Raw genomic sequence first — 26,351 nt, 5'->3', positions numbered from 1 at the left:
TCAACCCGGCAGGGCTAGCCGATCCTGTAGAGGTGGATACGGCCGGGCTTGATACCTTCCGGCAATACCGCGCTTGTCCAGCGCGGCAGCGTCACCGGCTGGTCGCTGACCACGACGGCGCCGTCGGCGAGCAGACTGTCAACGAGCGGTGCAATTTCAGCGGCCAGCGCGATGCTGGCCTCTTTATCGCCTGTGCCGATATCGAGATGGGCCAGCAGCACGGTCTGGCCGAGAACCTGCTTCGCCTTGATCAGCGTTTCGCGAAAGTCACCGAGGAAAATCCGGTCGTCGGCCGGGATGCAGTCCGGGTGCGCGGCGATCTGGCGGTCGAACACATAGAGAGGCCGTTCCGGCATCAGAGAGCGCAGATGGTCGAAGGTCCGGCCGTTGCCTAGGCCGAGTTCTATTGCGTTTCCGGAATGAGTTGCAACGGCTGAGGCGGCCCATTCCAGGCTGAGTTGCTGCGCCTGAAGACGCCGGATGGCACTGTCGAGGCGGCTCATGCGCTGTTGCTAGTTTCCGTTATCTGAAAGAGCGGCGCGGAGCTTGATGTTTGTCTGTTCCAGACGTCCCGCCAGCTCGCGCATGATTTCGACCGCGATCTGCGGGAAGTCGGTGACGAGGCGGAAGAAGGCTTCCTTGTTGATCTTCAGGGTGGTCAGGGATTCCTTGGCCTGCACGGTCGCGGTCCGCGGCACATCGCAGAGAATGGCGATCTCGCCGACCACGTCTCCCTTGCTGAGTTGAGCAACTTCGACCGTGCCGTTCCCTGTTCCAATCAACACCGAGGCGGTGCCGTCGATAATGATATAGGCGGCGTCGCCGGTATCCCCCTGACTGAAGAGCACCTGTCCGTCCGCATAATTCAGTCGCTCCGAGGTGAAGGCGAGAAGCTTCAGCTTCGACGGCTCGATCTTGGCGAAGAGCGGGATATTCTTCAGGAGCTCGACTTCTTCATTCAGACTCATGGCAGACCTTTTACGTTACCGGTTCCGGGTTATTCCTCGTCCAGCAGTGCCCGAAGCGCGGTCCCTTCCTTGTCGAGAGTATCAAACGAGCCGTCCTCGATCACCCGGCCGCCGCGCATTACCAGAACACGGTCGAACGGCTGCGCCAAGCGGGCGCGATGCGCAATGAGAATAACAGTACGGTCGGCAGCCTCATTCAGGATGCGGGCAATGGTCGGCCCCTGAACCCCGGAATCGAGGGTTGAAACCGCCTCGTTCAGGATGAGGATATCCGGCCGGCGGAGCAACATGCGGGCAATCGCGACTTTTTGCCGCTGCGGGGCGGTGAGACGAGAGCCGGCGATCCCGGCCTCAGCCCCCAACCCGATCAAGATCACCGTATCACGCAAGCCTTCGGACTCGATGACTTCCGCGAGGACCGCACCGACACGATTGCCGGCATCGGCCTGGCCGTAGGCGATCTTGCCGAACAGGATATTGTCCTGCACCGACGCCGCGAGATTGAACTGGTCGACCGAGAAGAACTCAAGAGCCGAACGCTGCTCTTCCGGCAGGCCTTCGCGAAAGGCTTTGCGGGCTTCAAGGATCCGGGTCTGCTGATCGTCCTCGATCATTCCGAGGCGATGCCGGGCCGGGATCAGCTTGAACGGCAACTCGAGGAAGCGGTTCCGGTCCGCCGGCTCCATACCTTCCAGGCCGACCCTGTCGGCCCGCTGCAACAGGGTCTGGAAGTCCGGCAGGTCGTCGGCCGAGATGAAGGCATACTGCGCGAAGAATTCATGGTCAGGCGGCAAGTCCTTGAACAGCTCGACCATGGTCGTGGCCACATCGCGGCCGATCCGGATAAAATCTTCTGTCAGACCGACCTTGTCGAGAATCGAGCGGACATAGGGATCCCCCGCGAGATGATCGAGCCTGAACTGTTCGCCAACAGGGGTGCCGAACAGAAGGTTTTCGGCGACGGTCGCATTGGTATTGAATTTCTCGGCATCGAATGGCTCGATCAGATGGTCCAGTCCAAGTTCCTCAAGGCGTGAGCGGAGTTTTGACCGTGCTCCGAGGATCCTATGGCCTGCTTCTTCCTTGCCCGCCACATTGAGAGAGCCGCGCAGGCCAAAGGCATAGACTTCGTCTTCAAGGCCGACCACGCGTAACAGGTCGGCGAGGCGTACATTCAGGTTCTCTTCGTCGATGCCAACCGCCTGGTAGTCGACCCAGTGGGCTGAAATCGGATCGAGCGAGTTTCCGGCTGCCTCGGCGGCCAGGCGCTGTGCCGGGGCGTCGGGGAAGCAATCAGGGTCCGGATCGCCGTGCGGGAAGTGGCGAGCGCCCATCAGCAGGTTTTCGCGTATTGTCCTGGAGAACACGAAGGCGCCCGGTCCGACATAACCGATCCGCCGCCCGGTGACGGCCTCTGGCAGTCCCGCGATATCGATCCCGTTCATGGTGATGCTGCCGGATGTCGGCGACAGCAGGCGGGCGGCGACCATGGCCAGCATATCTTTGCCGCCGCCGCCGGGTCCCGCGATCGCGATTTTTTCGCCTTGCTTGATCTCGAAATTGACGTTTTCCAGCAGGATTTCGCCGTCGTCATCCTTGAGGCCGAGATTTCGCACCACGACCGGTCCCGCAAGGGAGACAGGCTCTTCCGGCTCGTCCAGTTGCTGGGCTTCGCTCAGGCTGCCTGCAGTATCGAACTGCTCGATCACCTGATCGTACTTGATCCGGGAATCTTCCTTACGCTGGTAGTAGGTCAGCAGTTCCTTCCAGGGCGCGGAAAGATCCTTGTAGGCAGCGAGGATGGCGACCAGCGCCCCGAAGGTGAGATCTCCCTTGATCACAAGGACGCCGCCGATCGAATAGAAAAAGAACGGGGTGAGCTGGGCTATGAAGTTGTTCAGGAACTTGATGAAGAACTTCCGCCGGTAGATTTCGTAGCGGATCGTGTAGATCTCGCCCAGCCGGGCTGTGAAATTGGCGAGCGCGAAGCGCGCCGTATTGTTGGCGTGGATCTCCTGAACACCGGAAATGCTCTCGCCGATCCGGTCGGATAGATTGCGAACCGCTTTCACCCGTTCCTTGCCGAGCTCATTCACACGACGTTGCAGTTTCGGAATGATATAGCCCTGGATCGGATAGAGCGCGATGGCCGCCGTTCCGAGGATAGGGTCCTGCACGAACATGAAGATCAGAATGGTCAGCAGGGTGCCGCCCTGAAAAGCCGGCAGCGACACTGAATCACCTATGAAGCCGCCCAGCGGTTCGACCTCGGCGGTGATCATCGGGATCACCTCGCCCTGGCTGACCCGTTTGAAATGTGGCAGAGGGAACCGCAGAACCCGAGCATAAAGATCGTAGCGCAGCCGGCGTAACATACGTTCGCCGAGCTGGCCGCGATAGACGTTGATATAGTATTTGAATGCGCCATTGATGCAGACGAGGGCGAGGAAGATCACGCTCAGCAGCAGCAGATAGGGGATCTGATCAAACTGATAACCAAATAGGTCGCGGGGGAAGTCTTTTCCGCCGATGGCCTGGTTGATGATGGTTTTTGGCAGATCCAGGGAATAATAAAGAAACGGGAAAGAGAGCCCGGTCAGCACAAGAAGGAAGATCTGCTCTTTCTTGCTATGCCGGAAAATGAACCGGAATATCGTAGGTTCCATGCGATCGGTAGCCTATGCCGGTTGATGCTGTCGGCAAAAATCGTTTGCACGCAAAACAGTAACTGAACAGTGTCATAAGGTAAATCAGTGAAGGGCCAAACTGGTTTTGCCACAAGGCACACTGTGGCATAGTGAAAAAATGGGGATATGCGTGGGGATCGAACCTGCGAGTCAGCGGGGCCTTCAGCTTTCAAGGCCGATGTGTGAGTGGATGGGCGTTTGACATACGCGAGCAACAAGCGCGGCCCGAAACGTGTGCTGATGTACAGCCACGATACGATGGGGCTGGGCCACCTTCGGCGCTGCCGGGCAATCGCGCACTCCTTGGTGGAGCAGCAATCCGATCTGTCCGTGCTGATTTTGTCCGGCTCGCCAATTATTGGCAGCTTCGATTTCCGCACGCGCGTCGATTTCGTCCGCATTCCGGGCGTGATCAAGCTGCGCAACGGCGACTACACGTCGCTCAACCTGCATCTCGATATTGAGGACACGCTGAATCTGCGGTCTTCGATCATCAAGCACACGGCGGATGCGTTCGATCCGGATCTTTTCATCGTCGACAAGGAGCCCTGGGGGCTGCGCGGTGAGGTCAGGCCTACTCTGGAGATGCTGAAAGAGCGGGGAACTCCGCTGGTTCTCGGTCTGCGCGACGTTATGGACGAGCCTGAGAAGCTGCTGCCCGAGTGGGAGCGAAAGAACGCGGTTGAAGCGCTCCGCGATTTCTATGATGAGATCTGGGTCTATGGCCTGCAGTCTGTCTGCGATCCTTATTCCGGCATGCCGATGCCAAAATCCGTAGAGGCCAAAACGTCCTATACAGGGTACCTGAAACGCAAGGTGCCGAGCCATGTGCACCCGATCATGACGACGGATCTGGAAGATCCGTTCATTCTTGTCACGGCCGGTGGCGGTGGCGATGGTGACGGTCTTATGGACTGGGCTCTCAAGGCATACGAGGCAGATACGGATCTCCCCTATCGCGCCCTTCTCGTGCTTGGACCGTTTATGCCGGCTGAGCTGCAGAACGACTTCATGGAGCGGGCAGCCGAGCTTGACCGGGTTGATGTCATCACCTTCGATTCACGGATCGAGAGTTTGATGGCGCGGGCGGCGGGCATCGTTGCCATGGGCGGTTACAACACCTTCTGCGAGATCCTGTCCTTCGACAAGCGAGCGCTCATCGTGCCCCGGACGGAGCCGCGGATGGAACAGTATATCCGGGCCGCGCGCGCCGAAGAGCTGGGGATCACCGCCATGCTCGTGGATGATGGCGAACGCGATCCGCATGTCATGTCAGATGCCTTGCGGCGCCTGCCCAGCCAGCCGAAACCATCGGAAACCATGGAATCCGGAATGTTGGACGGGCTTGAGGAAGTCAATCGGCTGGCACAGCATTGGCTCTACGAGCACGGCAACGTCGCCAAGGTCTCTGTACTCCGCCGCGAAGCCTGAGCCAGGGTCCGGATCGCGGACAGGCGTTACATTGGTTCAGTAAGCTATGACAAGATCAGCGACGAGTGTTCCGACGGCAATCGTTCTGAAGGGCTATCCGCGTCTCTCGGAAACCTTCATCGCGCAGGAGATTCTTGAACTGCAGCGCCTCGGGCTCGATTACACCATCGTCTCCCTGCGTCGCCCGACGGACAAGGCCAGTCACCCGGTGCATGCCAAGATCACCAGCGCGGTGAACTATCTGCCGGAATATCTCTATCAGGAGCCGTTGAGGGTTCTGAAAGCCTGGTGGAAGGCTCGCCGGATGCCTGGCTACGGCGCGGTCTTTCGTCTCTGGCTGACGGATCTGAAGCGTGATTTCACCCCGAACCGGGTTCGGCGTTTCGGCCAGGCGCTGGTGCTGGCCACCGAGCTCGATCCGCGGTTCCGCCACATCTATGCGCATTTCCTGCACACACCGTCCTCGGTTGCCCGCTATGCGGCGCTGATGAGCGGACGGAGCTGGTCTGCCTCGGCGCACGCCAAGGATATCTGGCTCTCGCCGGACTGGGAGAAGCGCGAAAAACTGGCCGATGCGGCCTGGGCCGTGACCTGCACGCGCTATGGCTTTGAGCATCTGGACTCCCTGGTGCCGGGCAAGACCAGGCTGGTCTATCACGGTCTCGATCTCTCCAGTTTCTCGCCTGGAGGAGAGAGCATGATGGAGCGCGATGGCGGCAGTGAGCCTGTGCGCCTGCTGTCGGTTGGCCGTGCTGTTCCGAAGAAGGGGTTCGACCAGCTGTTGGATGCCCTTTCCCGGCTTCCGAAGGAATTATCCTGGCACTGGACGCATATCGGTGGCGGCAAGGAGCTGAAGGCGCTGAAGAGCCAGGCTGAAGAGCTTGGGCTCAAGGACCGTGCTACCTGGCGGGGCGCGGCGGCGCAGAGTGCAGTTCTTGAAGCCTATCGGGACTCCGATCTTTTCATTCTGCCGAGCCGGATCGCCGAGGATGGCGACCGGGACGGGCTGCCAAATGTATTGATGGAAGCGCAGAGCCAGGCGCTCTGCTGCCTAGCGACCGATGTATCCGCCATCCCGGAGCTCATTGAAAATGGGGTGACCGGTGCTCTCGTCCCACCTGACGATATCACCGCGCTGACTGCGGCTATCGAAAGTCTGATCCAGAACCCGGCTCTCAGGATGCAATATGGTGTCGCCGGCGAAGCCAAAGTGCGTACCCGGTTCGGTCATCAGGCGGCAATCGGGACGCTTGCGGCGTTACTCGGGCTTAATTCGGCGGAGACGGGTGCTGCTGCCGGAGCGGATGAAGCGGCGTGAGGATTGCCTTCTACGCGCCCCTGAAATCGCCTGACGCGCCAACCCCTTCCGGCGATCGGCGCATGGCGCGCCTGCTGATGGCGGCTCTAAGGGCGGGTGGTCATGACGTGTTCCTTGCTTCCCGGCTACGCAGCCGGGACGGTGAGGGGGATCCGGAACGCCAGGCTCATCTGGTGCGTCTGGGGGCGCGCTTTGCGGACAGGTTCGTTGAACGTTGCGAATCCGGAAGAATTCCGACACCAGACCTCTGGTTCTCGTACCATCTCTATTACAAGGCGCCGGATCTGATCGGCCCCGCGGTCGCCCGGCGGCTTGGCATTCCCTATGTAGTGGCCGAAGCCTCGAATGCGCCGAAAAGGGCGGGAGGCCCCTGGGCGGACTCCCATCATCGGATCCTGGATGCGCTCGGCCAGGCGGCTCTTGTCATTGGCTTCAACAGCCGGGACAAGCCATGCGTGGCGCCATGCCTGGGGCCCGGTGGGACGTATCTCGAGATCAAACCGTTCCTCGACGGGTTGCCCTATCAGGTTGATTCGTCTGCCGGCCCGGCCTTGCGGGCAGAGCTGGGGATTGCCGCCGGGGAGCCGCTACTGCTTGCTGTCGGCATGATGCGGCCGGGTGTGAAAATCGATTCCTACCGAATTCTGGCTGATGCTTTGTCGCGCGTTCCAGCTGAAAGGCGTTGGGCGCTGGTGATTGCTGGCGATGGTGCCGGCCGGCCGGAGGTTGAGGCCTGCTTTTCTCCGCATCGGGCGCGTGTCCATCTGCTTGGGACGGTGGATGTCGCGCGGTTGCGGTTTCTCTATCAAGCGGTGGATATCCTCACCTGGCCCTCCATCAACGAGGCTTATGGCATGGCATTACTGGAGGCGCAGGCGAGCGGCCTCCCGGTGGTCGCTGGCGATGTCGGCGGGGTGCCGGACATCGTGAGCGATGGGGAAACAGGTCTGCTTTGTCCGGAAGGAGATGCCGTAGCCTTTGCCGAGAACCTTGACCAGCTGCTTCTCGATATGGATCTGGCGCGCACGCTCGGCGCGGCGGGTCGGGAGCAGGCAAACCGCTGCCATAGCCTCGAAAGCATCGCAGGGCAATTGACCGTGGCGCTGCAGGCCCTGCCATGTTGATCGGCTTCCTGCGGCACGGGCCGACCGACTGGAATGCCGAGCGCCGGGTGCAAGGCCGAACTGATATTCCGCTTTCGGAAACCGGCCGGGCACAGGCGGCCCGCTACCGGCTTCCGGATGCGTTTCGGTCGGCGCCAGCCCTGGTCTCGCCGCTTGGCCGCGCCCGGGAGACCGCATCATTGGCGAGATGCGTGGCCCTCGAAGTAGAGCCGCTGTTGATCGAAATGGACTGGGGTGACTGGGAAGGTCAGCGGCTTGTTGATCTCAGAGCTCAATTCGGTGCCGAAATGAAGGCCAACGAGGATCGCGGTCTGGGTTTTCGGCCGCCGGGCGGGGAGTCTCCGCGCGATGTTCAGGCCCGGCTCGGGATTTTGTTTGAAAAGCTGCGCGCCCGGCAGCCAGCGCCGGAATGTTGCGTTGCCGTCACCCACAAGGGTGTGATCCGGGCCGCGCTGGCGCTCGCCTGGGGCTGGGACATGATGGGAAAACCCCCAGTCCGGCTTGACTGGGCTGCCATGCATATGGTCCGTCTCGACCCGGACGGGAATATCCATCCCGACGCAATGAATGTGAGCCTGCTTTCATGACGGATATCCGGCCCAAGACGCTCTTTCTCTACGTCCAGAACCTGCTGGGGATCGGCCATCTGCGCCGTGCGGCGGCGGTTGCGCAGGCGGCGGTCGCCGATGGGTTCGAGGTGCATTTCGTCTCCGGCGGCATGCCGGTTCCGCATCTGGATATTGGCGGTGCGATTTTGCACCAGCTGCCGCCCGTACGTGCCGTGGACAGTCTTTTCAAGGTTTTGGCGGACGAAAGCGGGCAGGAAATTGACGATGCCTGGCGCGCCGTACGGCGCGACACGTTGCTCGACCTGTTCGAGGAGATCCGCCCCGATATTCTCTTCACGGAGCTTTTTCCATTCGGACGCCGGCAGATGCGTTTCGAGCTGTTGCCGTTGCTGGATCGGGCAAAGGCGGCGCCGTGGCAGCCGAAAATCGTCTCCTCCATGCGCGATATTCTGGTGACCAAGCCACGCCCGGACCGCAACCGGGAGATCGTCGAGACGGTGGATCGTTACTACGACATGGTCCTGATACACGGCGACGAAGCGGTCATCAGCCTCGCCGATACCTTTCCCATGTATGACGAGCTTACGCCGCCGGTCCGCTATACCGGCTATGTGCTTAACCCGATCGACATGGCGGGCGATGGTACCGGGGATGGCACGGGCGAGGTGGTGGTTTCGGCCGGCGGCGGCGCCGTCGGCGGTGATATCATGCGCGCGGTGGCGCGGCTCCGACCCGAGCTGCCCTATGCCGACCGGACATGGCGCTTTGTCACCGGCCCGCACATGCCGGACGATGCAGCGCGCGAGATCGAAAGCCATGCAGGCCCCGGTGTGATCGTCGAGCGCAGCCGGCCCGATCTGGCAGCAATCATTTCGAGGGCGTTTCTTTCTATCTCTCAGGCGGGCTACAACACGCTTGCCGAAGTGCTGACAGCAGGAACGGCGTCCGTGGTGATCCCCTATGAGGGAGGCGTCGAGACCGAGCAACGGGTGCGGGCGGATTTGTTGGCCCAGCGTGGCCGCCTTGCCGTCGTGCAGGAAAATGCATTGAGCCACGATGCACTTACGCTCGCGATGCAGCAGGCGGTGGCGGGCCGGGATACGGGCATTTCGGGTATTGATCTTGACGGCGCAGCAGGCACGGCGCGCATCCTGAGTGAATTGCTGGAGCCGGCATGACTGGAGCAGGGGCGCTTCTGCGCGAGCTGGATCGCTGGGCCTCTGACCGACTGACCGCCACGATCTGGTGGCGGGACGACGATCTGCAGCGCCCGACCCCGGCCCTGGAGCCGTTGCTTGCAATGGCTGATGCAACCGGATGGGCGCCAGGTCTTGCTGTTATCCCCGAGGGCGCTGATACAGACGCTCTGGCGGCCCGCCTGACAGGAGTGGGCGCGGAGCTTCTGGTCCATGGTTTCGCCCATCGCAATCACGCGGCGGCGGGTGAAAAGAAATGCGAATTCCCGGCGTCACGGCCGCTCTCGGGCAGCTGCCGGGATGCCGGGGAGGGCCTCACCCGGCTTCGGCAAGCATTTCCAGACCGGTTGCTCCCTTGTTTCGTTCCGCCATGGAACCGAATTGCGCCGGATCTGGTGGACTGCCTCACCGATAGCGGCTTCACGGGGCTTTCGACTTTCGGTCCGCGCCATGCGTCGGAAGCCGCGCCCGGCCTGCGCCGCGTTAACACCCATATCGATGTCATCGACTGGCGCGGTACGCGGAAATTTGTTGGGACAGGTGCCGTGGCGGCTGCTTTGGCCAATCATCTTGAAGCGCGCCGGATCGGCCGGGCGGATGCGAAGGAGCCAAGCGGACTTTTGACGCATCATCTGGTAATGGTGGATGAAGATTGGCGCGCGCTTGAGACTCTGGCGCTGGAATTGAAGTCCCATGCGGCCGTTGACCTGATCGCGCCACGTGACTGTTTTTGCCTATAGAGGATCTGGAATGAGCCTGCACGGATACCAGCAAGGTGCGATTACGGGGGATTATGTACGTGGTGGCCTCGGGTTTGCGATAACCGCCTTCCCGGTCGCTTTTGCACCGATGATCGGGGCTTTCCAGATCGTTTTCGTGCTGTTCGCGCTGCTCTTTGCCGGTTTCGTCGTCAAAACCTGGCTCCGGGGACAAACCAAATTCGAAGTCGATGACGACGGAATCCGGGCGCTCGGCCCTCTAGGCAAGGACATCAGGTGGTCCGAACTGGGCGTGATGGACCTGCGTTACTATTCGACCCAGAAAGAGAAGGACAAAGGCTGGATGCATCTTGTCCTGAAAGATCGGAACGGTGCGAAAATCGCCATCGAATCGACACTTGACGGTTTTGAGGCCGTGCTGGAGCATGCCGCTTCCGCTGCCAGAAAAAACAATCTTGGCCTTACCCAGGCGACAACCGATAATCTGGTGGCTGCAGGGATAAACACGGGGCTGGCCGCAAGGGATCATTAGGATGCCGGCGGATCAGGGGGATTAAAGGCATGAACGACCAACTGACACCGCTGCTGCGGGTCAGGGATTTGCAGGTCGGGTTCGACTTGCCGGGCGGAGAACTGCTCGCCGTAAACAAGGTCTCTTTTCAGGTGCGGGCGGGTACGACCGTGGCCCTGGTCGGGGAATCAGGCTCCGGTAAGAGCGTTGTCAGCCAGGCAATCATGGGCCTGTTGCCGCCGACCGCCCAGATCCGCAATGGCTCGATCCTGTTCGCCGATGACCGGAAAAAAGGCACCATCACCGACATTGCGCGGCTCCATCGCGACGGCAAGGCGATGCGGCAGATCCGCGGCGGTCAGATATCGCTGATTTTCCAGGAACCGATGACCTCGCTCTCGCCGCTACACACGGTGGGCAACCAGATCCGCGAGGCACTGGAGCTGCACCGAAACGTCTCCGGGCGCGAGGCGCAGGAGCTGACCGAGGATATGCTCCGGATGGTCGGCTTTCCGGATCCGGCCCGGGCGCTGCGCACCTATCCGTTCGAGCTGTCCGGGGGCTTGCGGCAGCGGGCGATGATCTCGATGGCGCTGATCTGCCGTCCGTCCCTGCTGATCGCGGACGAGCCGACAACCGCGCTCGACGTCACCATCCAGGCGCAAATCCTGAAACTCATGAAGGACCTGCAGGCCGAACTCGGCATGGCCGTGCTGATGATCACGCACGATCTTGGCGTGGTCGCAAACATGGCCGACGACGTTGTGGTGATGTATCGCGGCCGGGTGATGGAGAGCGGTACCCGCGAGCAATTGTTCCGCGATCCGCAGCATCCCTATCTGAAGGCTCTGATGGCAGCGGTGCCGCGCTTCAACATGGAGCCGGGCGAGCGGCTTGTGCCGATTCGGGAGATCAAGAGCGAAACCGGTCATTTGCTGGCGCCGACCGAGTCCGACAAGGCTCCGGTCGACAGCAAGAAGCCCATTCTGAAGGTCGAAAACCTCTCGAAATGTTTCACCATCCGCCAGGGGGCGTGGCTTTCCAGCGATGAATCGAAAGTCTACGCGCTGGATGACGTCAGCTTCGAGGTGTTGCCGGGAGAATGTCTAGGCCTCGTCGGGGAATCCGGGTGCGGCAAGACAACCCTCAGCAAGACCATCATGCGGGCTCTCACGCCCGATCAGGGTGCTGTCACCTACGCGGATCAGGATGGCGAAATCGATGTGCTGGGGCTTGATGGCGATCGTTTGACCGATTTCCGCCAGAAGCTGCAGTTCGTCTTCCAGGATCCGTTCAGCTCCCTCAACCCGCGGATGACGGTGTTCGATATTGTCAGCGAGCCGCTGGTTATTCACGGTATCGGGGACGATGCCTACCGGCGCGAGATGGTGTCGGAGCTGATGAAGCTGGTAGGTCTCGATGCCCGGCACCTGAACCGGTATCCGCACAGCTTCTCCGGCGGTCAGCGTCAGCGTATCGGCATCGCCCGGTCACTTGCCCTGAAACCGCGCATGCTGATCTGCGACGAGCCGGTCTCCGCGCTGGATGTCTCGATCCAGGCGCAGGTCCTGAATTTGCTGAAAGACCTGCAGGAGCAACTGAACCTCACCTATCTGTTCATCTCCCATAATCTGGCGGTGGTGGACTATATCGCGGACCGGATCGCGGTGATGTGTGCCGGACGCCTTGTTGAGTTGGCGCCGCGCGAGGAGCTGTTCCGCAATCCGGTGCACCCCTATACCAAGGCGCTGCTCCGGGCGGTTCCGGATCCGAGCCTCGACAACCCGCTTGATTTCGAATCCGTAATGGATAGCCGCTGCTCGATCCCGTCCGAATGGCCGGCGCCGTTTACGGTCAGCGAGGAGACCCATCCGCGTCTGATCGATCTCGGCGACGGGCATTTCGTGCGGGCCGACGAATCTGCCCTGACCCTGAGGCTGGCATCGTGAAACACTGGTTTGCACTTCCGGTCTTCTTAATCGCTTTGCTGATGACAACGGTGCCGGGTATCGCCGCCGAGGTACCGTCTCTTGAAGAACGTGTGGCCGCTGGCGAGCTGCCACCGATGGCCGACCGGCTGCCGCAACCGCCGCTGACATTGGATTTCGAGGCCCGTGGCGCGGAGCTCGGTCAGTATGGCGGCACGCTCCGCATGCTGATGTCGCGGAGCAAGGACACGCGGCAGATGACGGTCTACGGCTATGCCCGTCTCGTCAGCTACCAGCCCGGTGATTACGAGTTCTTCGCGGATATTCTCGAGGACTTCATCGTCGAGGACGAACGGGTCTTCACCTTCATCCTGCGCAGGAATCACCGCTGGTCCGATGGCCACCCGTTCACGGCAGAGGATTTCCGGTATTTCTGGGAAGACGTGGCGAACAACCCGGACTTGTCGCCGGCCGGCCCGCCAAGCGTCATGATGGTGGATGGTGAGGCGCCGCTGTTTCAGATGATCGACGAGCGCACGGTGCGCTATTCCTGGTCGAAGCCGAACCCGGACTTCCTGCCGGCGCTGGCCAAGGCGAGCCCGCTCTATATCTACCGTCCGGCCCATTATCTGAAGCCGATGCATGCTGCCTATGCAAAACCGGACGAAATGGCCAAGCGGGTGGAGGACGCCAAGCAGCGGAACTGGGCGGCCATGCACAACAAGATGGACAACCTCTACAGGATGGATAATCCGGACCTGCCGGTGCTGCAGCCCTGGAAAGTGACTGGAAACGCGAACTCGACGCGGTTCCGGTTCGAGCGCAATCCCTACTTCCACCGGGTCGACCCGAAAGGCCGCCAGCTGCCCTATATCGACGAAGTGATCTTCGACATTGCCAGCCCGGGACTGATTCCGGCGAAGGCGGGCGCGGGCGATACGGACCTGCAGGCCCGTTATCTTTCCTTCGACGATTATACTTTCCTGAAAGAAGCGGAAGACCGGTTCCCGTTCCGCACGCGGCTCTGGCGCACGGCCAAGGGTGCGCATATGGCACTGTTTCCCAATCTCAATGCCATCGACCCGGTCTGGCGAGAGCTGTTTCGGGATGTTCGGTTTCGCCGCGCCCTGTCGCTTGCCGTCAACCGGTACGAGATCAACCAGGTGATCTATTACGGCCTGGCATACGAGGGGAATAATACGGTTCTGCCAGCATCGCCGCTTTACCAGAAGGATTACCAGACCCGCTGGGCGACGTTTGACCTGAAGCAGGCGAATGCTCTGCTCGACGAGATCGGTCTCAAGCGTGGCGAGGACGGTTTGCGCCTGCTGCCGGATGGCCGGCCGATGGAGCTGATTGTCGAGACGGCGGGCGAGAGCACGGAGCAGACCGACGTTCTGTCCCTGATCCACGATTCCTGGCTGGAGGCTGGCATCAAGATTTTTACCCGGCCTTCCCAGAGAAACGTCTTCCGTAACCGGATTTTCTCCGGAGAGACATTGATGTCCGTCTGGGCCGGTGCTGAGAACGGCCTGGCGACGGCTTTGAACAGCCCGCAGGACTTCGTTCCGTATTCGCAACAGCAGCTGCAATGGCCAAAATGGGGCCAGTTCATCGAAACCGGCGGCATGTCTGGCGAAGCGACGGACATGGGCCCGGCAAAGCGGCTGGAAGAGCTTTACGTCATTTGGCGCGATGCCTCGACGCGGTCCGTGAAGAAGGGCGCCTGGGAAGAGATCCTGCAGATCAATGCCGATCAGGTTTTCACCATCGGGCTGGTTTCCGGCGTGCTGCAGCCGGTCGTGGTTTCGAACGCGCTCCAGAACGTGCCGAAGGAAGCCGTCTATAACTGGGATCCGGGGGCCCATTTCGGGGTCTATCTGCCGGATACCTTCTGGTTCGACGAGACGTCGGCCACGAACGCAAGCGCGGATTAGGGGAGAGAGCCAGTGCTGACTTACCTAGCCCGCCGCATTCTGATCATGGTGCCGACGTTGATCGCCATCAGCATCATTACCTTCATCATCATCCAGCTGCCGCCCGGCGATTATCTCACCACGATGATCAACGAGATGCAGAGCCAGGGCGAGAATGTCGACCAGTCCAAGATCGACGCTCTGCGCGCGCAATACGGCCTCGACCGGCCGATGTACGTGCAATATTTCCACTGGGCGACGGGCTTGCTGCAGGGCGATTACGGTTATTCCTTCGAATATCAGCTGCCCGTCGCGGACGTGGTCGGCGACCGGGTGTTCCTGACCTTCGTGCTGAACTTCGCGACCATTATCTTCATCTGGGTGGTGGCTTTTCCGATCGGTATCTATTCGGCGACCAATCAGTACAGCCTTGGCGATTACGGTCTGACCTTCCTCGGTTTCATCGGCCTTGCCACGCCGAACTTCCTGCTGGCCTTGATCCTGCTCTACCTCGCCAATATCTGGTTCGGAACATCCATCGGCGGGATGATGGATCCGAAATACCTCGACCAGCCCTGGAGCGGCGAGAAGGTAATGTCGGTGCTGGAGCATCTCTGGGTGCCCGTCGTCGTCATCGGCACGTCCGGAACCGCCGCGATGATCCGTCGGCTGCGCGCCAACCTGCTGGATGAGTTGCAGAAGCAATATGTCGTCACGGCGCGGGCCAAGGGCCTGCATCCCTTCAAGGCGCTGATGAAATACCCGCTGCGGATGTCGCTGAACCCCTTCATCGCCGATATCGGCAATATGCTGCCGCAGGTGATTTCGGGCTCTGCCGTGGTTGCCATGGTGCTGTCCCTGCCGACCACCGGCCCGATGCTGATCGGGGCACTGCAAAGTCAGGACATGTATCTTGCCGGCTCTTTCCTGATGTTCCTGGCGTTGCTGACCGTGATCGGCATGTTTATCTCCGATCTGCTCCTGGCGGTGCTTGACCCGCGCATCAGGCTCGGCGGAGGGACGAACCGATGAGCATTTCCTCCGCCGACGGGCCGCGTACCGACCATTACGTCAACCGGGAACCGTTCGATCCGAATTCGGACACGGTGCTGACGCCGGAGCAGGAACGCTACTACATGGCGTCCCAGTGGCAGATGATGTGGTGGAAGCTGAAGCGCCACCGGGTCGCGGTCATCTCGGGGCTGTTCCTGATCCTGCTGTATCTCTCGACCATCATCAGCGAGATGATGGCGCCTTATGGCCTGGCCACCCGTCACACGGACCATATCTATGCCCCGCCACAGCCGGTGCATCTGTTCCATGAAGGATCGTTCGTCGGGCCGTTCGTTTACGGGCTCGACTACACGCTGAACATGCGCAACCTGAAGCGCGAATACACAGACAACCCGGAGAAGGTGCAGGAGCTGCGTTTCCTCTGCAGCGGCGATCCATACCGGTTCTGGGGTATGGTGGAGATGGATTTCCACCTGGTCTGTCCGGCCGAGGGCGGGACTTTCTTCCTGCTCGGCACCGACCGGCTCGGCCGCGACATGTTCTCGCGTATCATCTACGGCACCCGGATCTCGCTCACCGTCGGCCTGATCGGCATTGCGGTCAGCTTCGTGCTGGGCATCGTGATAGGCGGTATGGCCGGCTATTACGGCGGCTGGATCGACAGCCTGACCCAACGGGTGATCGAGGTGATCCGGTCTTTCCCGGAACTGCCACTCTGGATGGCGCTCTCCGCCGCCCTGCCGGTGACCTGGAGCCCGATCCTGATCTATTTCGGGATCACCATCATTCTCGGCCTGCTGGACTGGACCGGCCTCGCTCGCGCAGTCCGCTCCAAGCTGCTGGCCCTGCGCGAGGAGGATTTCGCGGTCGCCGCCCAGCTTATGGGCGCGAAGCCGAAACGGATCATCGGGCGGCACTTGCTGCCAAGCTTCATGAGCCACCTGATCGCCTCGGCGACGCTGTCGATCCCGTCGATGATCCTGGGCGAGACGGCGTTGAGTTTCCTTGGGCTCGGACTGCGCCCGCCGATCACCTCCTGGGGGGTGCTGCTGACGGAAGCGCAGAACATAAACGCGGTGGAACTCTACCCCTGGATCATGACGCCGGTGGTGCCGGTGATCCTCGTTGTTCTGGCTTTCAACTTCTTCGGTGACGGCCTGCGCGACGCGGCCGATCCCTATAAGTAGCCGTCCCGCGCGTGACCACACTTGAAACTGCGATCCGACTGTGATTGAAAGCGGCGGAAATCGGCGCGGAGACCTGATGATGCCAGCTTATCGCACTCTTGAAGATATTGACGCTCGCGGCCGGACTGTTTTGCTCCGGGTTGACCTGAACGTGCCGATGAAAGATGGCGCGGTGACGGATGCGACAAGGATCGAGCGGGCCGTGCCGACGATCCGGGCGCTTCGGAGCAAGGGCGCGAAAGTCGTGGTTCTGTCTCATTTCGGCCGCCCCAAGGGAGCCCGGGTTCCGGAAATGTCGCTGGCGCCGATCGTCGCGCCGCTGTCTTCGGCTCTTGGCGGCGATCCGGTCACCTTTGCGGAAGACTGTATTGGAGAGACGGCGGCGACGGCTGTCGGGGCCATGAACAATGGCGACGTGCTGCTGCTGGAAAACCTCCGCTTCCATGCCGGTGAGGAAAAGAACGCGGAAGATTTCACCGCAGCATTGGCAAAGCTGGGCGACGTTTATGTGAACGACGCCTTTGCCACGGCACATCGCGCCCATGCCTCGACCGAAGGCCTCGCCCGTCACCTGCCGGCTTATGCGGGCCTGTTGATGCAGGCCGAGCTGGAAGCGCTCGGTCAGGCGCTGGAAGCGCCGAAACGCCCAGTCGTTGCGGTTGTCGGCGGCGCCAAGGTTTCCACCAAGCTCGAACTGCTTGGCAATCTGCTGCCGAAGGTCGACTACCTGATCATCGGCGGCGGTATGGCGAACACCTTCCTCTTCGCCCAGGGCCATGAGGTCGGCAAATCTCTCGCCGAACGCGATCTGGCGGACACAGCGCGCGATATCATTGCAAAGGCGGAACAGGAAGGTTGCACCATCTGCCTGCAGACCGACTGCGTGGTCGCGGGTGAGTTCGCGGCGGGCGCGCCTTCAGAAGTTGTTCCTGCTTCCGATGTGCCGGCGGACAAGATGATCCTTGATGCCGGCCCGGAAAGTGTTGCCCGGTTCGCGGATGTTCTCAGGGAGAGTGAGACGCTGGTCTGGAATGGCCCGCTTGGCGCTTTCGAGATCACGCCGTTCGATGCCGGGACCGTGTCCCTCGCGCGGACGGCGGCCGAGCTGACCGATCAGGGCGCTCTGCTCAGCGTGGCCGGTGGCGGCGATACTGTGGCCGCGCTCGTGCATGCCGGGGTGGCGGAACGCTTCAGCTATGTGTCGACGGCGGGCGGCGCGTTTCTTGAGTGGATGGAAGGCAAAACCCTTCCCGGCGTGGCCGCTCTGATGGCGGGCCGCTAACGTTCCCAAATCCCACGAATCGGCGGTTTTCCTCGGGTCGATTTGACTCTTTATCATTCTTCACGCATATTTAACGGTGTTGGAGAAGGTAAATGATCCCCGCAGTCCCGGTATCAGTTCCGCTGAACGCGACACTCCCGACACTGGTTGCCCCCCGACCGGTGGAACAGGAGCGCGACCGGAATAACCGGCCGCTTACGAAGGCGGCGATCGCCAGTTCCGACGAAAGCAGCGATATACAGGGCGATAACGAGCGAGCAACCGCGCTCCGGAATTCAGCCCGCAGGGAGAGTCAACGCCAACGCGGTGATGAGATAGACATCTTCGTCTGACATCGCCACAGCCCCCAGAGTTTATGCGCGGCCTTGCAAAGGGTCGCGCTTTCTTTTGTCCGCTCTGCTACGGTTTCGGGGTGCGTGTGAAGACAGAAAACCAGTGGTGAGCGATATGGCCGACTCCCGGTCAAACCTGAAAGGTCCGGTAACGAAACTCATACCGGAAGGGGATGAGCGGGAGCGGCTGGTCTGCACCGATTGCGGCTTCATCAACTATATCAATCCGAAAATCGTCGTCGGAGCGGTGGTCACCTGGGAGGACAAGTTCCTCCTGTGCAAGCGGGCGATCGAGCCTCGCATCGGCTACTGGACCCTGCCTGCCGGTTTCATGGAAGAGGGCGAGTCGACCCAGGACGGGGCCGCCCGGGAAGCCTGGGAAGAGGCCAATGCTCGGATCGAGATTGGCCCGCTGCTCGGCGTCTACAACATTCCCCGGATCAGCCAGGTGCAGATGATCTACCGTGCCCGGCTGCTGTCACCAGACGTCTCCCCAGGCATTGAATCGGAGGATGTCGGCCTCTTCACCTGGGATGAGATCCCGTGGGACGAGATCGCTTTCCCCACAGTGCATTGGGCCTTCGCCCATTACCGGGAAACGCTGGGCCAGGGCGAATTCGCCCCACGCTCCGAAATGCCGATGGGTGTTTGAAGAGAGCTGCTGCTCTGGTTTTCTCGTTTTTTCATCGTCTTCCCCGACCCTGATCGGGGACCCAGAGATCGTAAAATGACGCCCGTCTCCCCTGGGTCCCGTCTTTCGACGGGATGACGATGTAGGGAGGGATAACGGTGTAGGAGAAACCTATTCCAGCCCCATCAGATCGCGGGCGAAACGATCTGCGTCGAACGGTTGCAGATCTTCCGCACTTTCACCGACGCCGACCGCATGGACGGGCAGCTCGAACTGATCCGCCAATGCCACCACCACGCCGCCCCGCGTGCTGCCGTCGAGCTTGGTGATGACGAGGCCGCTGACCGCGACCATTTCCTTGAAAGCCTTGACCTGATTGTGCGCGTTCTGGCCGACCGTGCCGTCGAGCACCAGCACGCAATCGTGCGGTGCCGTCTCGTCCTGCTTGCGGATCACCCGGATCACCTTGGCCAGCTCTTCCATCAGCTCGGCCCGGTTCTGCAGGCGGCCGGCGGTGTCGATCAGCAGCACGTCCGCACCGGCGGCTTTTGCCTCGTTGATGGCGTCGAAGGCGAGGGCGGCGGCGTCCGACCCTTGCGCTTTGGCAATCACCGGCGTGCCGGTGCGCTCGCCCCAGACCTGAAGCTGCTCGATGGCGGCGGCGCGGAAGGTGTCGCCAGCGGCCATCATCACCGAGAGGCCGCGATCCTTGAATTGCTTGGCCAGCTTGCCGATGGTCGTGGTCTTGCCGCTGCCGTTCACACCGACCATGAGGACGATATGCGGCTTCCGGCCGGTGGCGACATCCAGCGGCCTTGCCGCCGGGCGGAGGATTTCGGCGATATCCTCGGCAAATGACGTCCGGACCTCTTCGTCGGTGACGTCCTTGCCGAACTTCGCCTTCGAGAGGCTGGCGATCAGCCGGGCGGATGTCTCGATACCCAGATCGGCAGTGATCAGGACGTCTTCCAGCTCTTCCAGGCTGGCTTCGTCCAGCCGTTTGGTCGTGAAGACACCGGAAATGCCGCCAACCAGTTTTGAAGAGGACTTGGCAAGCCCGTCCTTCAGGCGCCGGAACCAGCCCCGGCGCTCTCCGCCCTCACCCAACTCGTCACTCATGCGGCGGATTTCCGTTCGATCTGTCCAAGAAGATGGGTGCCGTCCGTCCCGGTGATGCGGACAGACAGCAGCTCGCCAGCTATTCCGCCTTCGATCCGCACCGGTGCGAAATTCTCCGCCCGGGCAAGACCGGGTTTTTCGACCAGCACCGACTGTGTGCTGCCGACAAGCCCCTCGAGGAAGGTGGCAAGGGAGCGTTCACCGGCGGCGCGCAGCCGGGCCGCGCGTTCCTTGCGGACGGGACCGGGAACCTGCGGCATGCGGGCGGCAGGGGTGCCGGGCCGGGCGGAATAGGGAAAGACGTGGATGTAGGAGAGGCCGCATTCCTCGACCAGGGCGAGACTGTTGGCGAACATCTCCTCCGTCTCGGTCGGGAAGCCGGCGATGATGTCCGCGCCGAAGGCGACGTCCGGACGGGCCGCACGCATTTCGCGGCAGAATGTAATGATATCGGAACGGTTATGCCGGCGCTTCATCCGCTTCAGGATCATGTCGTCGCCTGCTTGCAGGCTGACATGGAGATGCGGCATCAGGCGCGGCTCGTCCCGGACCAGCCGCAGCAGATCGTCGTCGATCTCCACCGCGTCGATGGAGGAGAGACGCAGGCGCGGCAGTTCCGGCACCTGGGCCAGCAGCCGGCGGACCATCTGGCCGAGTTCCGGCTTGCCCGGCAGATCGCCGCCGTATGAGGTGATGTCGACGCCGGTCAGCACGATTTCGCGATAGCCGTTCGTGACCAGCTCACGCACCTGACGGACAACCTCACCCATCGGCACCGAGCGGCTGTTGCCGCGTCCGAAGGGGATGATGCAGAAGGTGCAGCGGTGGTCGCAGCCCTGCTGGACCTGTACGAAGGCCCGGGCACGTCCTTCGAGACCGGCCACCAGATGGGGCGCGGTTTCCTTCACGCTCATGATGTCGTTGACGAGGATTTTCGCCTCGCCGGGAATACTTCCGGATGTGGCCCAGGTGTCCGCCTTCAGCTTTTCCTCATTGCCGACCACCCGGCTGACCTCGTCCATCGCGGCATAGGCATCCGGGTTGATCTGCGCGGCGCAACCGGTGACCACGATCTCGGCGTCCGGATTGGCGCGGCGGGCCTTGCGGATCGCCTGCCGGGCCTGGCGCTCGGCTTCCCTGGTGACGGCACAGGTATTGATCACGACAACATCCTCTCGCCCGGCACGGACGAGATGGTCGCGGATCACCTCGGACTCATACGCGTTCAGCCGGCAGCCGAAAGTCTCGACCGGCCGGGCCTTTTCGCGCCCATCCGAATTGTCGTCAGTCATGGTCATGGGCGGAGAAATGGCCGGAATCGGCGCGAAATGCAAGTGTGGCGGGCTGCGGGGAGCCATGCGCGCACGGCATGGTGCGGGCCTCAGGCCAACTGATCGAGGTCGAGCGTGCCGCGGAAGCTGGTGGCGACCGGCCCGGTCATCAGCACATGGCCATCCTCGCGCCACTCAATGGTGAGGGTGCCGCCGTCCAGTTCCACATCCGCCTTGCGTCCGGTCAGGCCCTTGCGCGCGGCAGCCACCAGCACCGCGCAGGCGCCCGACCCGCAGGCCTCTGTGATGCCCGCACCGCGTTCCCAGACCCGCATGCGGATCAGTTCGGGGCCGCGGATCTCGGCAAACTCGATATTCGCCCGGTCCGGGAAGATCGGATGCAGTTCCAGCTTCGGACCGACTTCAGTGAGCGGGATCGCATCCACGTCATCGACGAAGAAAACGGCATGCGGGTTGCCCATATTGACGCAGCAGGCGCCGGAATAGGGTGCATCCGGGATCTCGACGGAAAGTGTGTCGGTCTCGACCGACAACGGAATGGCGGCGGCATCGAGCCGCGCCGGTCCCATATCCACCCGGACACGGCCGCCCTCGACCCGCTCGCAGACCAGCGTGCCGGCAACCGTTTCGAGATCGATCCGGTTCTTGTCGAGTTCGTCCATCACCAGGCCCGCGACGCAGCGCGTGCCGTTGCCGCAGGCGCCAGCCTCGCTGCCATCCGGGTTATGGATGCGCATAAAGGCGTCGCCGCCGTTCTTCGGTACCTCGATGGTCAGGAACTGGTCATAGCCAACGCCGCGCCGCCGGTCGCCGACGGCGCGATAGTCCGCGACCGCGAGGGCGGGGCCGGGAAGGCGGCCGTCGAGTACGACGAAATCGTTGCCGAGGCCATGCATCTTGAGGAATTCGATCTGTCTCATGCGGGCATATATATCCTCTGTTTCCGGCAGTTCCAATATGTCGTCGCCCTCGTTACCGTGAGCGCTGAATTTACGCTGGGGAGCGAAACATGATTACCGTCGCGCATGAGGCATTGGAAAACCTGGTCACGGAGATGATCGGGCGGGCCGGCAGCAATCCGGAAGAAGCGCGGCAGGTGGCGCATAATCTGGTCGAAGCGAACCTGCTCGGTCATGACAGTCACGGCGTCGGGCTGGTCGCGCAATATATGCGCCACGCCAAAACGGGCACGCTGACCGTCAACGGCCATGTCAGTCTGGTGTCGGATAATGGGGTTTATCTGCTGCTGGACGGCAACATGGCTTATGGCCAGGTGACCGGCGGGGAGGCTATGAAGCTCGGCCTTGACCGGGCGCGGACAGCCGGTGCCGCCATCGTGGGGCTGCGCAACACGCACCATCTGGGCCGCATCGGCGCCTGGGGCGAGATCTGTGCGCAGGAAGGCTTCATCTCCATCCATTTCGTCAACGTGATCGGTCACAAGCCCATCGTCGCGCCGCATGGTGGGGCGGAAGCGCGCTATTCTACCAACCCCTATTGCACGGCCGTCCCGGCGACGGACAAGAACCCGATGTTCGTGCTGGACATGGCAACCAGCCGCGTCGCCTTCGGCAAGGCGCGCGTCGCCTACAATGCCGGCAAGGAGATGATCGAGGGTGCGCTGATCGACCATCACGGCCTGCCGACCCGCAATGCGGCAGTGATGTTCGAGGAGCCCAGAGGCGCCCTGACCAGCTTCGGCCAGCACAAGGGCTATGGCCTTGCCCTGCTCGGCGAGATCCTTGGTGCGGCTTTGCTCGGCGGCCCGGTGACCGATCCGGTGCATGAGGGCAGGGACACGATCTGCAACAACATGCTGACGGTGATCATCGACCCGAAGGGCTTTGGCGCCGACATCCCCTTCGCCAGCTCCATCGATGCCATGCTCGGCTACGTCACCAGCGCCCGTCCGGGCGAGGGCGTGGACAAGGTGCGGGTGCCGGGAGAGCCGGAGCGCGAGACCGGCGCGGACCGCCGGGCCAACGGGGTGCCGGTCGATCCGGGAACCTGGGCTCTGCTGGTCGAGGCTGGTGTCGAGGCTGGTATGGACCGGCACCGGTTCGACGGTCTCGCTGGGTAGCTCACCCGCCGCCGAACGGCTTGCCTGCAACTTCGAACGGCTCCTGGCTCATTTGCAGATGTAGCTCGTTGCCTTCATAGGGATGAGCGAGTGCCACCTCTTCGTTCAGCTCGACTCCGAGGCCGGGCGCCGTCGGCGGAATGACATAGCCATCTTCCCAGCGCATCGGCGTCTTCAGGATGTCGGCGTGGAAACCGTCCCATTTCCGGATGCTTTCCAGCACCAGGAAGTTCGGCGTGCAGGTGGCGAGCTGGACATTGGCGGCGCCGACCACAGGGCCGCAATAGAGGTGCGGGGCGATCTGGGCGTAGAAGGCCTCGGCCATGCCGGCGATCTTCTTGCCTTCGAGAATGCCGCCGACCCGGCCCAGATTCATCTGGATGATGGAGGCGGCGCCGGTTTCCAGCACGCGCTTGAATTCCCACTTGGTGGTCAGCCGTTCGCCGGTGGCGATCGGGATCGAGGTTGCTTCGGCGACCTTCGCCATTTCTTCGGGCATGTCAGGCGGGGTGGGCTCTTCGAACCAGAGTGGATCATACGGCTCCAGCCGTCGGGCGAGACGCTTGGCGCCGGAGGCAGTGAACTGGCCGTGGGTGCCGAACAGCAGGTCCGCCTTGTCGCCGACCGCCTCCCGGATCAGCCGGCAGAAGGCTTCCGAGCGGTCCAGGATCTCCATGTCCGGCTGGTGCCCGCCGAAGGCGGTATAGGGGCCGGCCGGATCGAACTTCAGCGCGGTAAAGCCTTCGGCGACACAGGCGGCCGCTGCCTCGGCGCTTTTCTCCGGGCTGTTATAGAAGGTGGCCGGATCGTCCTCGGGGCGCGGATAGAGATAGGTATAGGTCCGCAGCCGCTCGTTCACCTGCCCGCCGAGTAGCTCGTAGACCGGTTTGTTCGCAGCTTTGCCGACAATGTCCCAGCAGGCCATTTCCAGCGCGCTGACCACGCCCATCATCGACGGGTCCGGGCGCTGGCTGAAGCCGGACCCGTGGGCCCGGCGCCAGAACCGCTCGATATGGTGCGGGTCCCGGCCTTCGAGATAGCGGCCGAACACATCCTCGACCATGGCGACGGTGGTTTTCGGCCCGAAACTGGCGGCATAGACCTCGCCAACACCTTCGATACCGCAGGCGGTGCGCAGTTTGAGAAACAGGAAATAGCGGCCGCCGAAGCCGGGAGGCGGATTGCCGACGATGAAGGTCTTCAGGCTTTCCAGCTTCATGGGGGCAAACTCCGTGGCGTGTCTTTGATCTATGAGGGTGATCCGGCAGCATCGCTACGCTAAGAGTCCGGGCAGCATCAGGCTAATGAAAAAACGACAGAATGACGGGTCTTGTGTCCGGATCGGGCGAGCCTCATCTGAGGGCGTGAGGAACGCGGGAATGCTTGACTCGGAACGCTGACGCCCATATGTTCCGGCGCTCTCGGCAAAAATCAGTGCGCTGAGACCTTCACGGGTTCCGTCCGTCCTCGAGTTTTCGAGCACGGGCGCGCTTTCGTTTTGCGTCTCGCTTGTCTGATAGTTCGGGAAATATTGGAGCTTACGAACGCATGTTCGACAGTTTGCAGAACCGGCTCGGCGACGTTTTCGATCGCCTCAAGAGACGCGGCGCGCTCAAGGAAGCGGATGTGACCGCAGCGCTGCGCGAAGTGCGCGTGGCCTTGCTCGAGGCCGATGTCGCGCTGCCGGTGGTCAAGGACTTCGTCGACAAGGTGCGTGAACGCGCCATCGGCCAGGAAGTCATCAAGTCGGTCTCCCCGGGCCAGCAGGTCATCAAGATCGTCCACGACAATCTCGTGGAAATGCTCGGCACCGATGCCAGCGGCATCAATCTGAACGCCGTTCCGCCGGTGCCGATCCTGATGGTCGGCCTGCAGGGTGGCGGTAAAACCACCAGCACGGCCAAACTGGCCCGGCGCCTGAAGGAACGGGACCGCAAGAAGGTCCTGATGGCCTCGCTCGATATCTACCGCCCGGCGGCCCGCGAACAGCTTCGCGTGCTGGGTGAGCAGATCGATGTGGCGACCCTGCCGATCTCCGAGAACGAAACACCTGTTTCGATTGCGAAACGGGCGATGACCGCTGGCAAGCTGCAAGGCTTCGATGTGGTCATGCTGGATACCGCCGGCCGGCTCTCCATCGATGAGTCGATGATGGACGAGGTGATCCAGGTCCGCGATGCGGTGAAGCCGGTCGAGACCCTTCTCGTCGCCGATGCCATGACCGGTCAGGATGCCGTCACCACGGCGCGGAACTTCAACGAGCGGGTCGGGCTGACCGGTATCGTGCTCACCCGGATGGACGGCGATGCGCGCGGTGGCGCGGCTCTCTCCATGCGGGCGGTCACCGGCGTGCCGATCAAGGCGGTCGGTGTTGGTGAGCGCGCGGATGCGCTTGAGGATTTCCATCCGGAACGTGTCGCCGGCCGGATTCTCGGCATGGGCGACGTGGTCAGCCTGGTCGAGAAGGCTGCCGAGACCATCGAGGTCGAGGAAGCCGAACGCATCGCCAAGAAGATGCAGAAGGGCGCCTTCGATCTTGAGGACATGCTCTCACAGCTTCGTCAGGTGAAGAAGATGGGCGGCCTCGGTGGCGTCATGTCCATGCTTCCGGGCATGGGCAAGCTGCAGAAACAGATGGCCGGCGCCAATATGGACGACAGCGTCATCAAGAAACAGGAAGCGATCATCCTCTCCATGACCAAGGTGGAGCGGAAGAACGTGAAACTGATGAATGCCTCGCGCCGCCGCCGTATCGCGGCTGGTTCCGGGACCAGCGTTCAGGAAGTGAACAAGCTCCTGAAGCAGCACCAGGACATGACGCGGGTGATGAAACAGATGGGCAAGAAGGGCGGCATGAAGGGCCTCGGGGCACTTCTCGGCGGCGGGGGCGGAATGCCCGGCATGCCATCGCCCGGCCAGATGCCCGGTCAAATACCGCCAGGTCTCGGCGGTCAGGGAATGCCGAAGCTTCCGGGAGGCATGCTGCCGCCCGGTTTCCCCGGCAAAAAGTAATCGAACACACGTGAAAAGCTAAGAGCGTTACTGAA

The 26,351-nt window shown here is 61.9% G+C and carries 23 protein-coding genes and 1 pseudogene; 17 read left to right on the top strand and 7 right to left on the bottom strand.

Annotated features, from left to right (window positions below; genetic code table 11):
* Positions 1-14: 14 nt before the first annotated feature.
* Genes K328_RS0111860 through K328_RS0111850 form a run of 3 tightly spaced genes read right to left on the bottom strand, consistent with a single transcriptional unit; the run spans position 15 to position 3,634 of the window.
* The gene (locus K328_RS0111860; RefSeq protein ID WP_028466159.1) at positions 15-503 is read right to left on the bottom strand and encodes a class I SAM-dependent methyltransferase; all 489 of its coding nucleotides are present in this window, start codon (positions 501-503) and stop codon (positions 15-17) included.
* 9 nt (positions 504-512) lie between these two features.
* A complete protein-coding gene (locus K328_RS0111855; RefSeq protein ID WP_028466158.1) occupies positions 513-968 on the bottom strand; it encodes a cyclic nucleotide-binding domain-containing protein in 456 nt (151 codons plus the stop codon).
* Positions 969-997: 29 nt separating this feature from the next.
* Positions 998-3,634 carry an ABC transporter transmembrane domain-containing protein gene (locus K328_RS0111850; protein WP_028466157.1) on the bottom strand — a complete coding sequence of 879 codons (2,637 nt, stop codon included), beginning with the start codon at positions 3,632-3,634 and terminating at the stop codon, positions 998-1,000.
* Between the two features lie 219 nt (positions 3,635-3,853).
* On the opposite strand from K328_RS0111850, the gene K328_RS23725 reads away from it, so the two are divergent.
* The 15 genes and pseudogenes from K328_RS23725 (at position 3,854) to K328_RS0111780 (ending at position 18,834) form a co-directional block, all read left to right on the top strand.
* Positions 3,854-5,086 (top strand): glycosyltransferase family protein, encoded by a 1,233-nt coding sequence (locus K328_RS23725; protein ID WP_245577502.1) that lies wholly within the window; start codon positions 3,854-3,856, stop codon positions 5,084-5,086.
* Between the two features lie 46 nt (positions 5,087-5,132).
* Entirely contained in the window at positions 5,133-6,404 is a 1,272-nt protein-coding gene (locus K328_RS23720) for a glycosyltransferase family 4 protein (protein ID WP_051284822.1), read from the top strand.
* Complete coding sequence (locus tag K328_RS0111835; RefSeq protein WP_028466156.1) at positions 6,401-7,528, top strand: glycosyltransferase family 4 protein; 1,128 nt, start codon at positions 6,401-6,403, stop codon at positions 7,526-7,528. The genes K328_RS23720 and K328_RS0111835 overlap by 4 nt, the downstream gene beginning before the upstream one ends.
* Positions 7,522-8,115, top strand: coding sequence for a histidine phosphatase family protein (locus K328_RS0111830; protein WP_028466155.1), 594 nt, complete (start codon positions 7,522-7,524; stop codon positions 8,113-8,115). The genes K328_RS0111835 and K328_RS0111830 overlap by 7 nt, the downstream gene beginning before the upstream one ends.
* Entirely contained in the window at positions 8,112-9,275 is a 1,164-nt protein-coding gene (locus K328_RS0111825; protein WP_028466154.1) for a glycosyltransferase family protein, read from the top strand. Before K328_RS0111830 ends, K328_RS0111825 begins: the two co-directional genes overlap by 4 nt.
* A complete protein-coding gene (locus K328_RS23715; RefSeq protein WP_051284821.1) occupies positions 9,272-10,033 on the top strand; it encodes a polysaccharide deacetylase family protein in 762 nt (253 codons plus the stop codon). The genes K328_RS0111825 and K328_RS23715 overlap by 4 nt, the downstream gene beginning before the upstream one ends.
* A 10-nt stretch (positions 10,034-10,043) precedes the next feature.
* A complete protein-coding gene (locus K328_RS23710; protein WP_051284820.1) occupies positions 10,044-10,544 on the top strand; it encodes a hypothetical protein in 501 nt (166 codons plus the stop codon).
* Between the two features lie 29 nt (positions 10,545-10,573).
* Positions 10,574-11,428: pseudogene (locus K328_RS27170) on the top strand (ABC transporter ATP-binding protein); the annotation flags it as partial.
* Positions 11,420-12,472 (top strand): ABC transporter ATP-binding protein, encoded by a 1,053-nt coding sequence (locus K328_RS27165; protein ID WP_425411519.1) that lies wholly within the window; start codon positions 11,420-11,422, stop codon positions 12,470-12,472. The pseudogene K328_RS27170 and the gene K328_RS27165, both read left to right, overlap by 9 nt.
* Entirely contained in the window at positions 12,469-14,388 is a 1,920-nt protein-coding gene (locus tag K328_RS0111805) for an ABC transporter substrate-binding protein (RefSeq protein WP_028466152.1), read from the top strand. The genes K328_RS27165 and K328_RS0111805 overlap by 4 nt, the downstream gene beginning before the upstream one ends.
* 12 nt (positions 14,389-14,400) lie before the next feature.
* Positions 14,401-15,399, top strand: a complete 999-nt coding sequence (locus K328_RS0111800; RefSeq protein ID WP_028466151.1) for an ABC transporter permease — start codon at positions 14,401-14,403, stop codon at positions 15,397-15,399.
* A complete protein-coding gene (locus K328_RS0111795; protein ID WP_036553943.1) occupies positions 15,396-16,568 on the top strand; it encodes an ABC transporter permease in 1,173 nt (390 codons plus the stop codon). The genes K328_RS0111800 and K328_RS0111795 overlap by 4 nt, the downstream gene beginning before the upstream one ends.
* 79 nt (positions 16,569-16,647) lie before the next feature.
* On the top strand, positions 16,648-17,850 hold the full coding sequence (locus K328_RS0111790; RefSeq protein WP_028466149.1) for a phosphoglycerate kinase: 1,203 nt from the start codon (positions 16,648-16,650) through the stop codon (positions 17,848-17,850).
* Between the two features lie 92 nt (positions 17,851-17,942).
* A complete protein-coding gene (locus tag K328_RS0111785; protein ID WP_028466148.1) occupies positions 17,943-18,182 on the top strand; it encodes a hypothetical protein in 240 nt (79 codons plus the stop codon).
* A 115-nt stretch (positions 18,183-18,297) separates the two neighbouring features.
* Positions 18,298-18,834, top strand: coding sequence for an NUDIX hydrolase (locus K328_RS0111780; protein WP_028466147.1), 537 nt, complete (start codon positions 18,298-18,300; stop codon positions 18,832-18,834).
* Positions 18,835-18,984: 150 nt separating this feature from the next.
* Here K328_RS0111780 and ftsY read toward each other — a convergent pair whose 3' ends face one another.
* From ftsY to dapF, 3 genes are all read right to left on the bottom strand, one after another.
* Complete coding sequence (gene ftsY, locus K328_RS0111775; RefSeq protein WP_084608258.1) at positions 18,985-19,932, bottom strand: signal recognition particle-docking protein FtsY; 948 nt, start codon at positions 19,930-19,932, stop codon at positions 18,985-18,987.
* Positions 19,929-21,224 (bottom strand): tRNA (N(6)-L-threonylcarbamoyladenosine(37)-C(2))-methylthiotransferase MtaB, encoded by a 1,296-nt coding sequence (gene mtaB / locus K328_RS0111770; protein WP_028466145.1) that lies wholly within the window; start codon positions 21,222-21,224, stop codon positions 19,929-19,931. The genes ftsY and mtaB overlap by 4 nt, the downstream gene beginning before the upstream one ends.
* Positions 21,225-21,313: 89 nt before the next feature.
* Positions 21,314-22,144 carry a diaminopimelate epimerase gene (gene dapF, locus K328_RS0111765; protein WP_028466144.1) on the bottom strand — a complete coding sequence of 277 codons (831 nt, stop codon included), beginning with the start codon at positions 22,142-22,144 and terminating at the stop codon, positions 21,314-21,316.
* Positions 22,145-22,233: 89 nt separating this feature from the next.
* On the opposite strand from dapF, the gene K328_RS0111760 reads away from it, so the two are divergent.
* Entirely contained in the window at positions 22,234-23,304 is a 1,071-nt protein-coding gene (locus K328_RS0111760; protein ID WP_036553940.1) for a malate/lactate/ureidoglycolate dehydrogenase, read from the top strand.
* A gap of 1 nt (position 23,305) precedes the next feature.
* Here the strand turns inward: K328_RS0111760 and K328_RS23705 are convergent, their stop codons facing one another.
* Complete coding sequence (locus K328_RS23705; protein WP_036553937.1) at positions 23,306-24,523, bottom strand: mandelate racemase/muconate lactonizing enzyme family protein; 1,218 nt, start codon at positions 24,521-24,523, stop codon at positions 23,306-23,308.
* Between the two features lie 329 nt (positions 24,524-24,852).
* Here K328_RS23705 and ffh point away from each other — a divergent pair, with 329 nt between their 5' ends.
* Positions 24,853-26,316, top strand: coding sequence for a signal recognition particle protein (gene ffh, locus K328_RS0111750; protein ID WP_028466142.1), 1,464 nt, complete (start codon positions 24,853-24,855; stop codon positions 26,314-26,316).
* Positions 26,317-26,351 lie beyond the last annotated feature (35 nt).

The organism is Nisaea denitrificans DSM 18348 (assembly GCF_000426505.1).
In the GTDB taxonomy this organism is placed as follows: Bacteria; Pseudomonadota; Alphaproteobacteria; order Thalassobaculales; family Thalassobaculaceae; genus Nisaea; species Nisaea denitrificans.
The sequence above is the reverse complement of the archived record's forward strand: the minus strand, read 5'-3'. Positions and strand labels throughout refer to the sequence as shown.

Coding starts and splice junctions, on each gene's coding strand:
- K328_RS0111860 (WP_028466159.1), bottom strand. CDS start 503: ATGAGCCGCCTCGACAGTGCCATCCGGCGTCTTCAGGCGCAGCAACTC.
- K328_RS0111855 (WP_028466158.1), bottom strand. CDS start 968: ATGAGTCTGAATGAAGAAGTCGAGCTCCTGAAGAATATCCCGCTCTTC.
- K328_RS0111850 (WP_028466157.1), bottom strand. CDS start 3,634: ATGGAACCTACGATATTCCGGTTCATTTTCCGGCATAGCAAGAAAGAG.
- K328_RS23720 (WP_051284822.1), top strand. CDS start 5,133: ATGACAAGATCAGCGACGAGTGTTCCGACGGCAATCGTTCTGAAGGGC.
- K328_RS0111830 (WP_028466155.1), top strand. CDS start 7,522: ATGTTGATCGGCTTCCTGCGGCACGGGCCGACCGACTGGAATGCCGAG.
- K328_RS0111825 (WP_028466154.1), top strand. CDS start 8,112: ATGACGGATATCCGGCCCAAGACGCTCTTTCTCTACGTCCAGAACCTG.
- K328_RS23715 (WP_051284821.1), top strand. CDS start 9,272: ATGACTGGAGCAGGGGCGCTTCTGCGCGAGCTGGATCGCTGGGCCTCT.
- K328_RS23710 (WP_051284820.1), top strand. CDS start 10,044: ATGAGCCTGCACGGATACCAGCAAGGTGCGATTACGGGGGATTATGTA.
- K328_RS0111795 (WP_036553943.1), top strand. CDS start 15,396: ATGAGCATTTCCTCCGCCGACGGGCCGCGTACCGACCATTACGTCAAC.
- K328_RS0111790 (WP_028466149.1), top strand. CDS start 16,648: ATGCCAGCTTATCGCACTCTTGAAGATATTGACGCTCGCGGCCGGACT.
- K328_RS0111785 (WP_028466148.1), top strand. CDS start 17,943: ATGATCCCCGCAGTCCCGGTATCAGTTCCGCTGAACGCGACACTCCCG.
- K328_RS0111780 (WP_028466147.1), top strand. CDS start 18,298: ATGGCCGACTCCCGGTCAAACCTGAAAGGTCCGGTAACGAAACTCATA.
- ftsY (WP_084608258.1), bottom strand. CDS start 19,932: ATGAGTGACGAGTTGGGTGAGGGCGGAGAGCGCCGGGGCTGGTTCCGG.
- mtaB (WP_028466145.1), bottom strand. CDS start 21,224: ATGACTGACGACAATTCGGATGGGCGCGAAAAGGCCCGGCCGGTCGAG.
- dapF (WP_028466144.1), bottom strand. CDS start 22,144: ATGAGACAGATCGAATTCCTCAAGATGCATGGCCTCGGCAACGATTTC.
- K328_RS0111760 (WP_036553940.1), top strand. CDS start 22,234: ATGATTACCGTCGCGCATGAGGCATTGGAAAACCTGGTCACGGAGATG.
- K328_RS23705 (WP_036553937.1), bottom strand. CDS start 24,523: ATGAAGCTGGAAAGCCTGAAGACCTTCATCGTCGGCAATCCGCCTCCC.
- ffh (WP_028466142.1), top strand. CDS start 24,853: ATGTTCGACAGTTTGCAGAACCGGCTCGGCGACGTTTTCGATCGCCTC.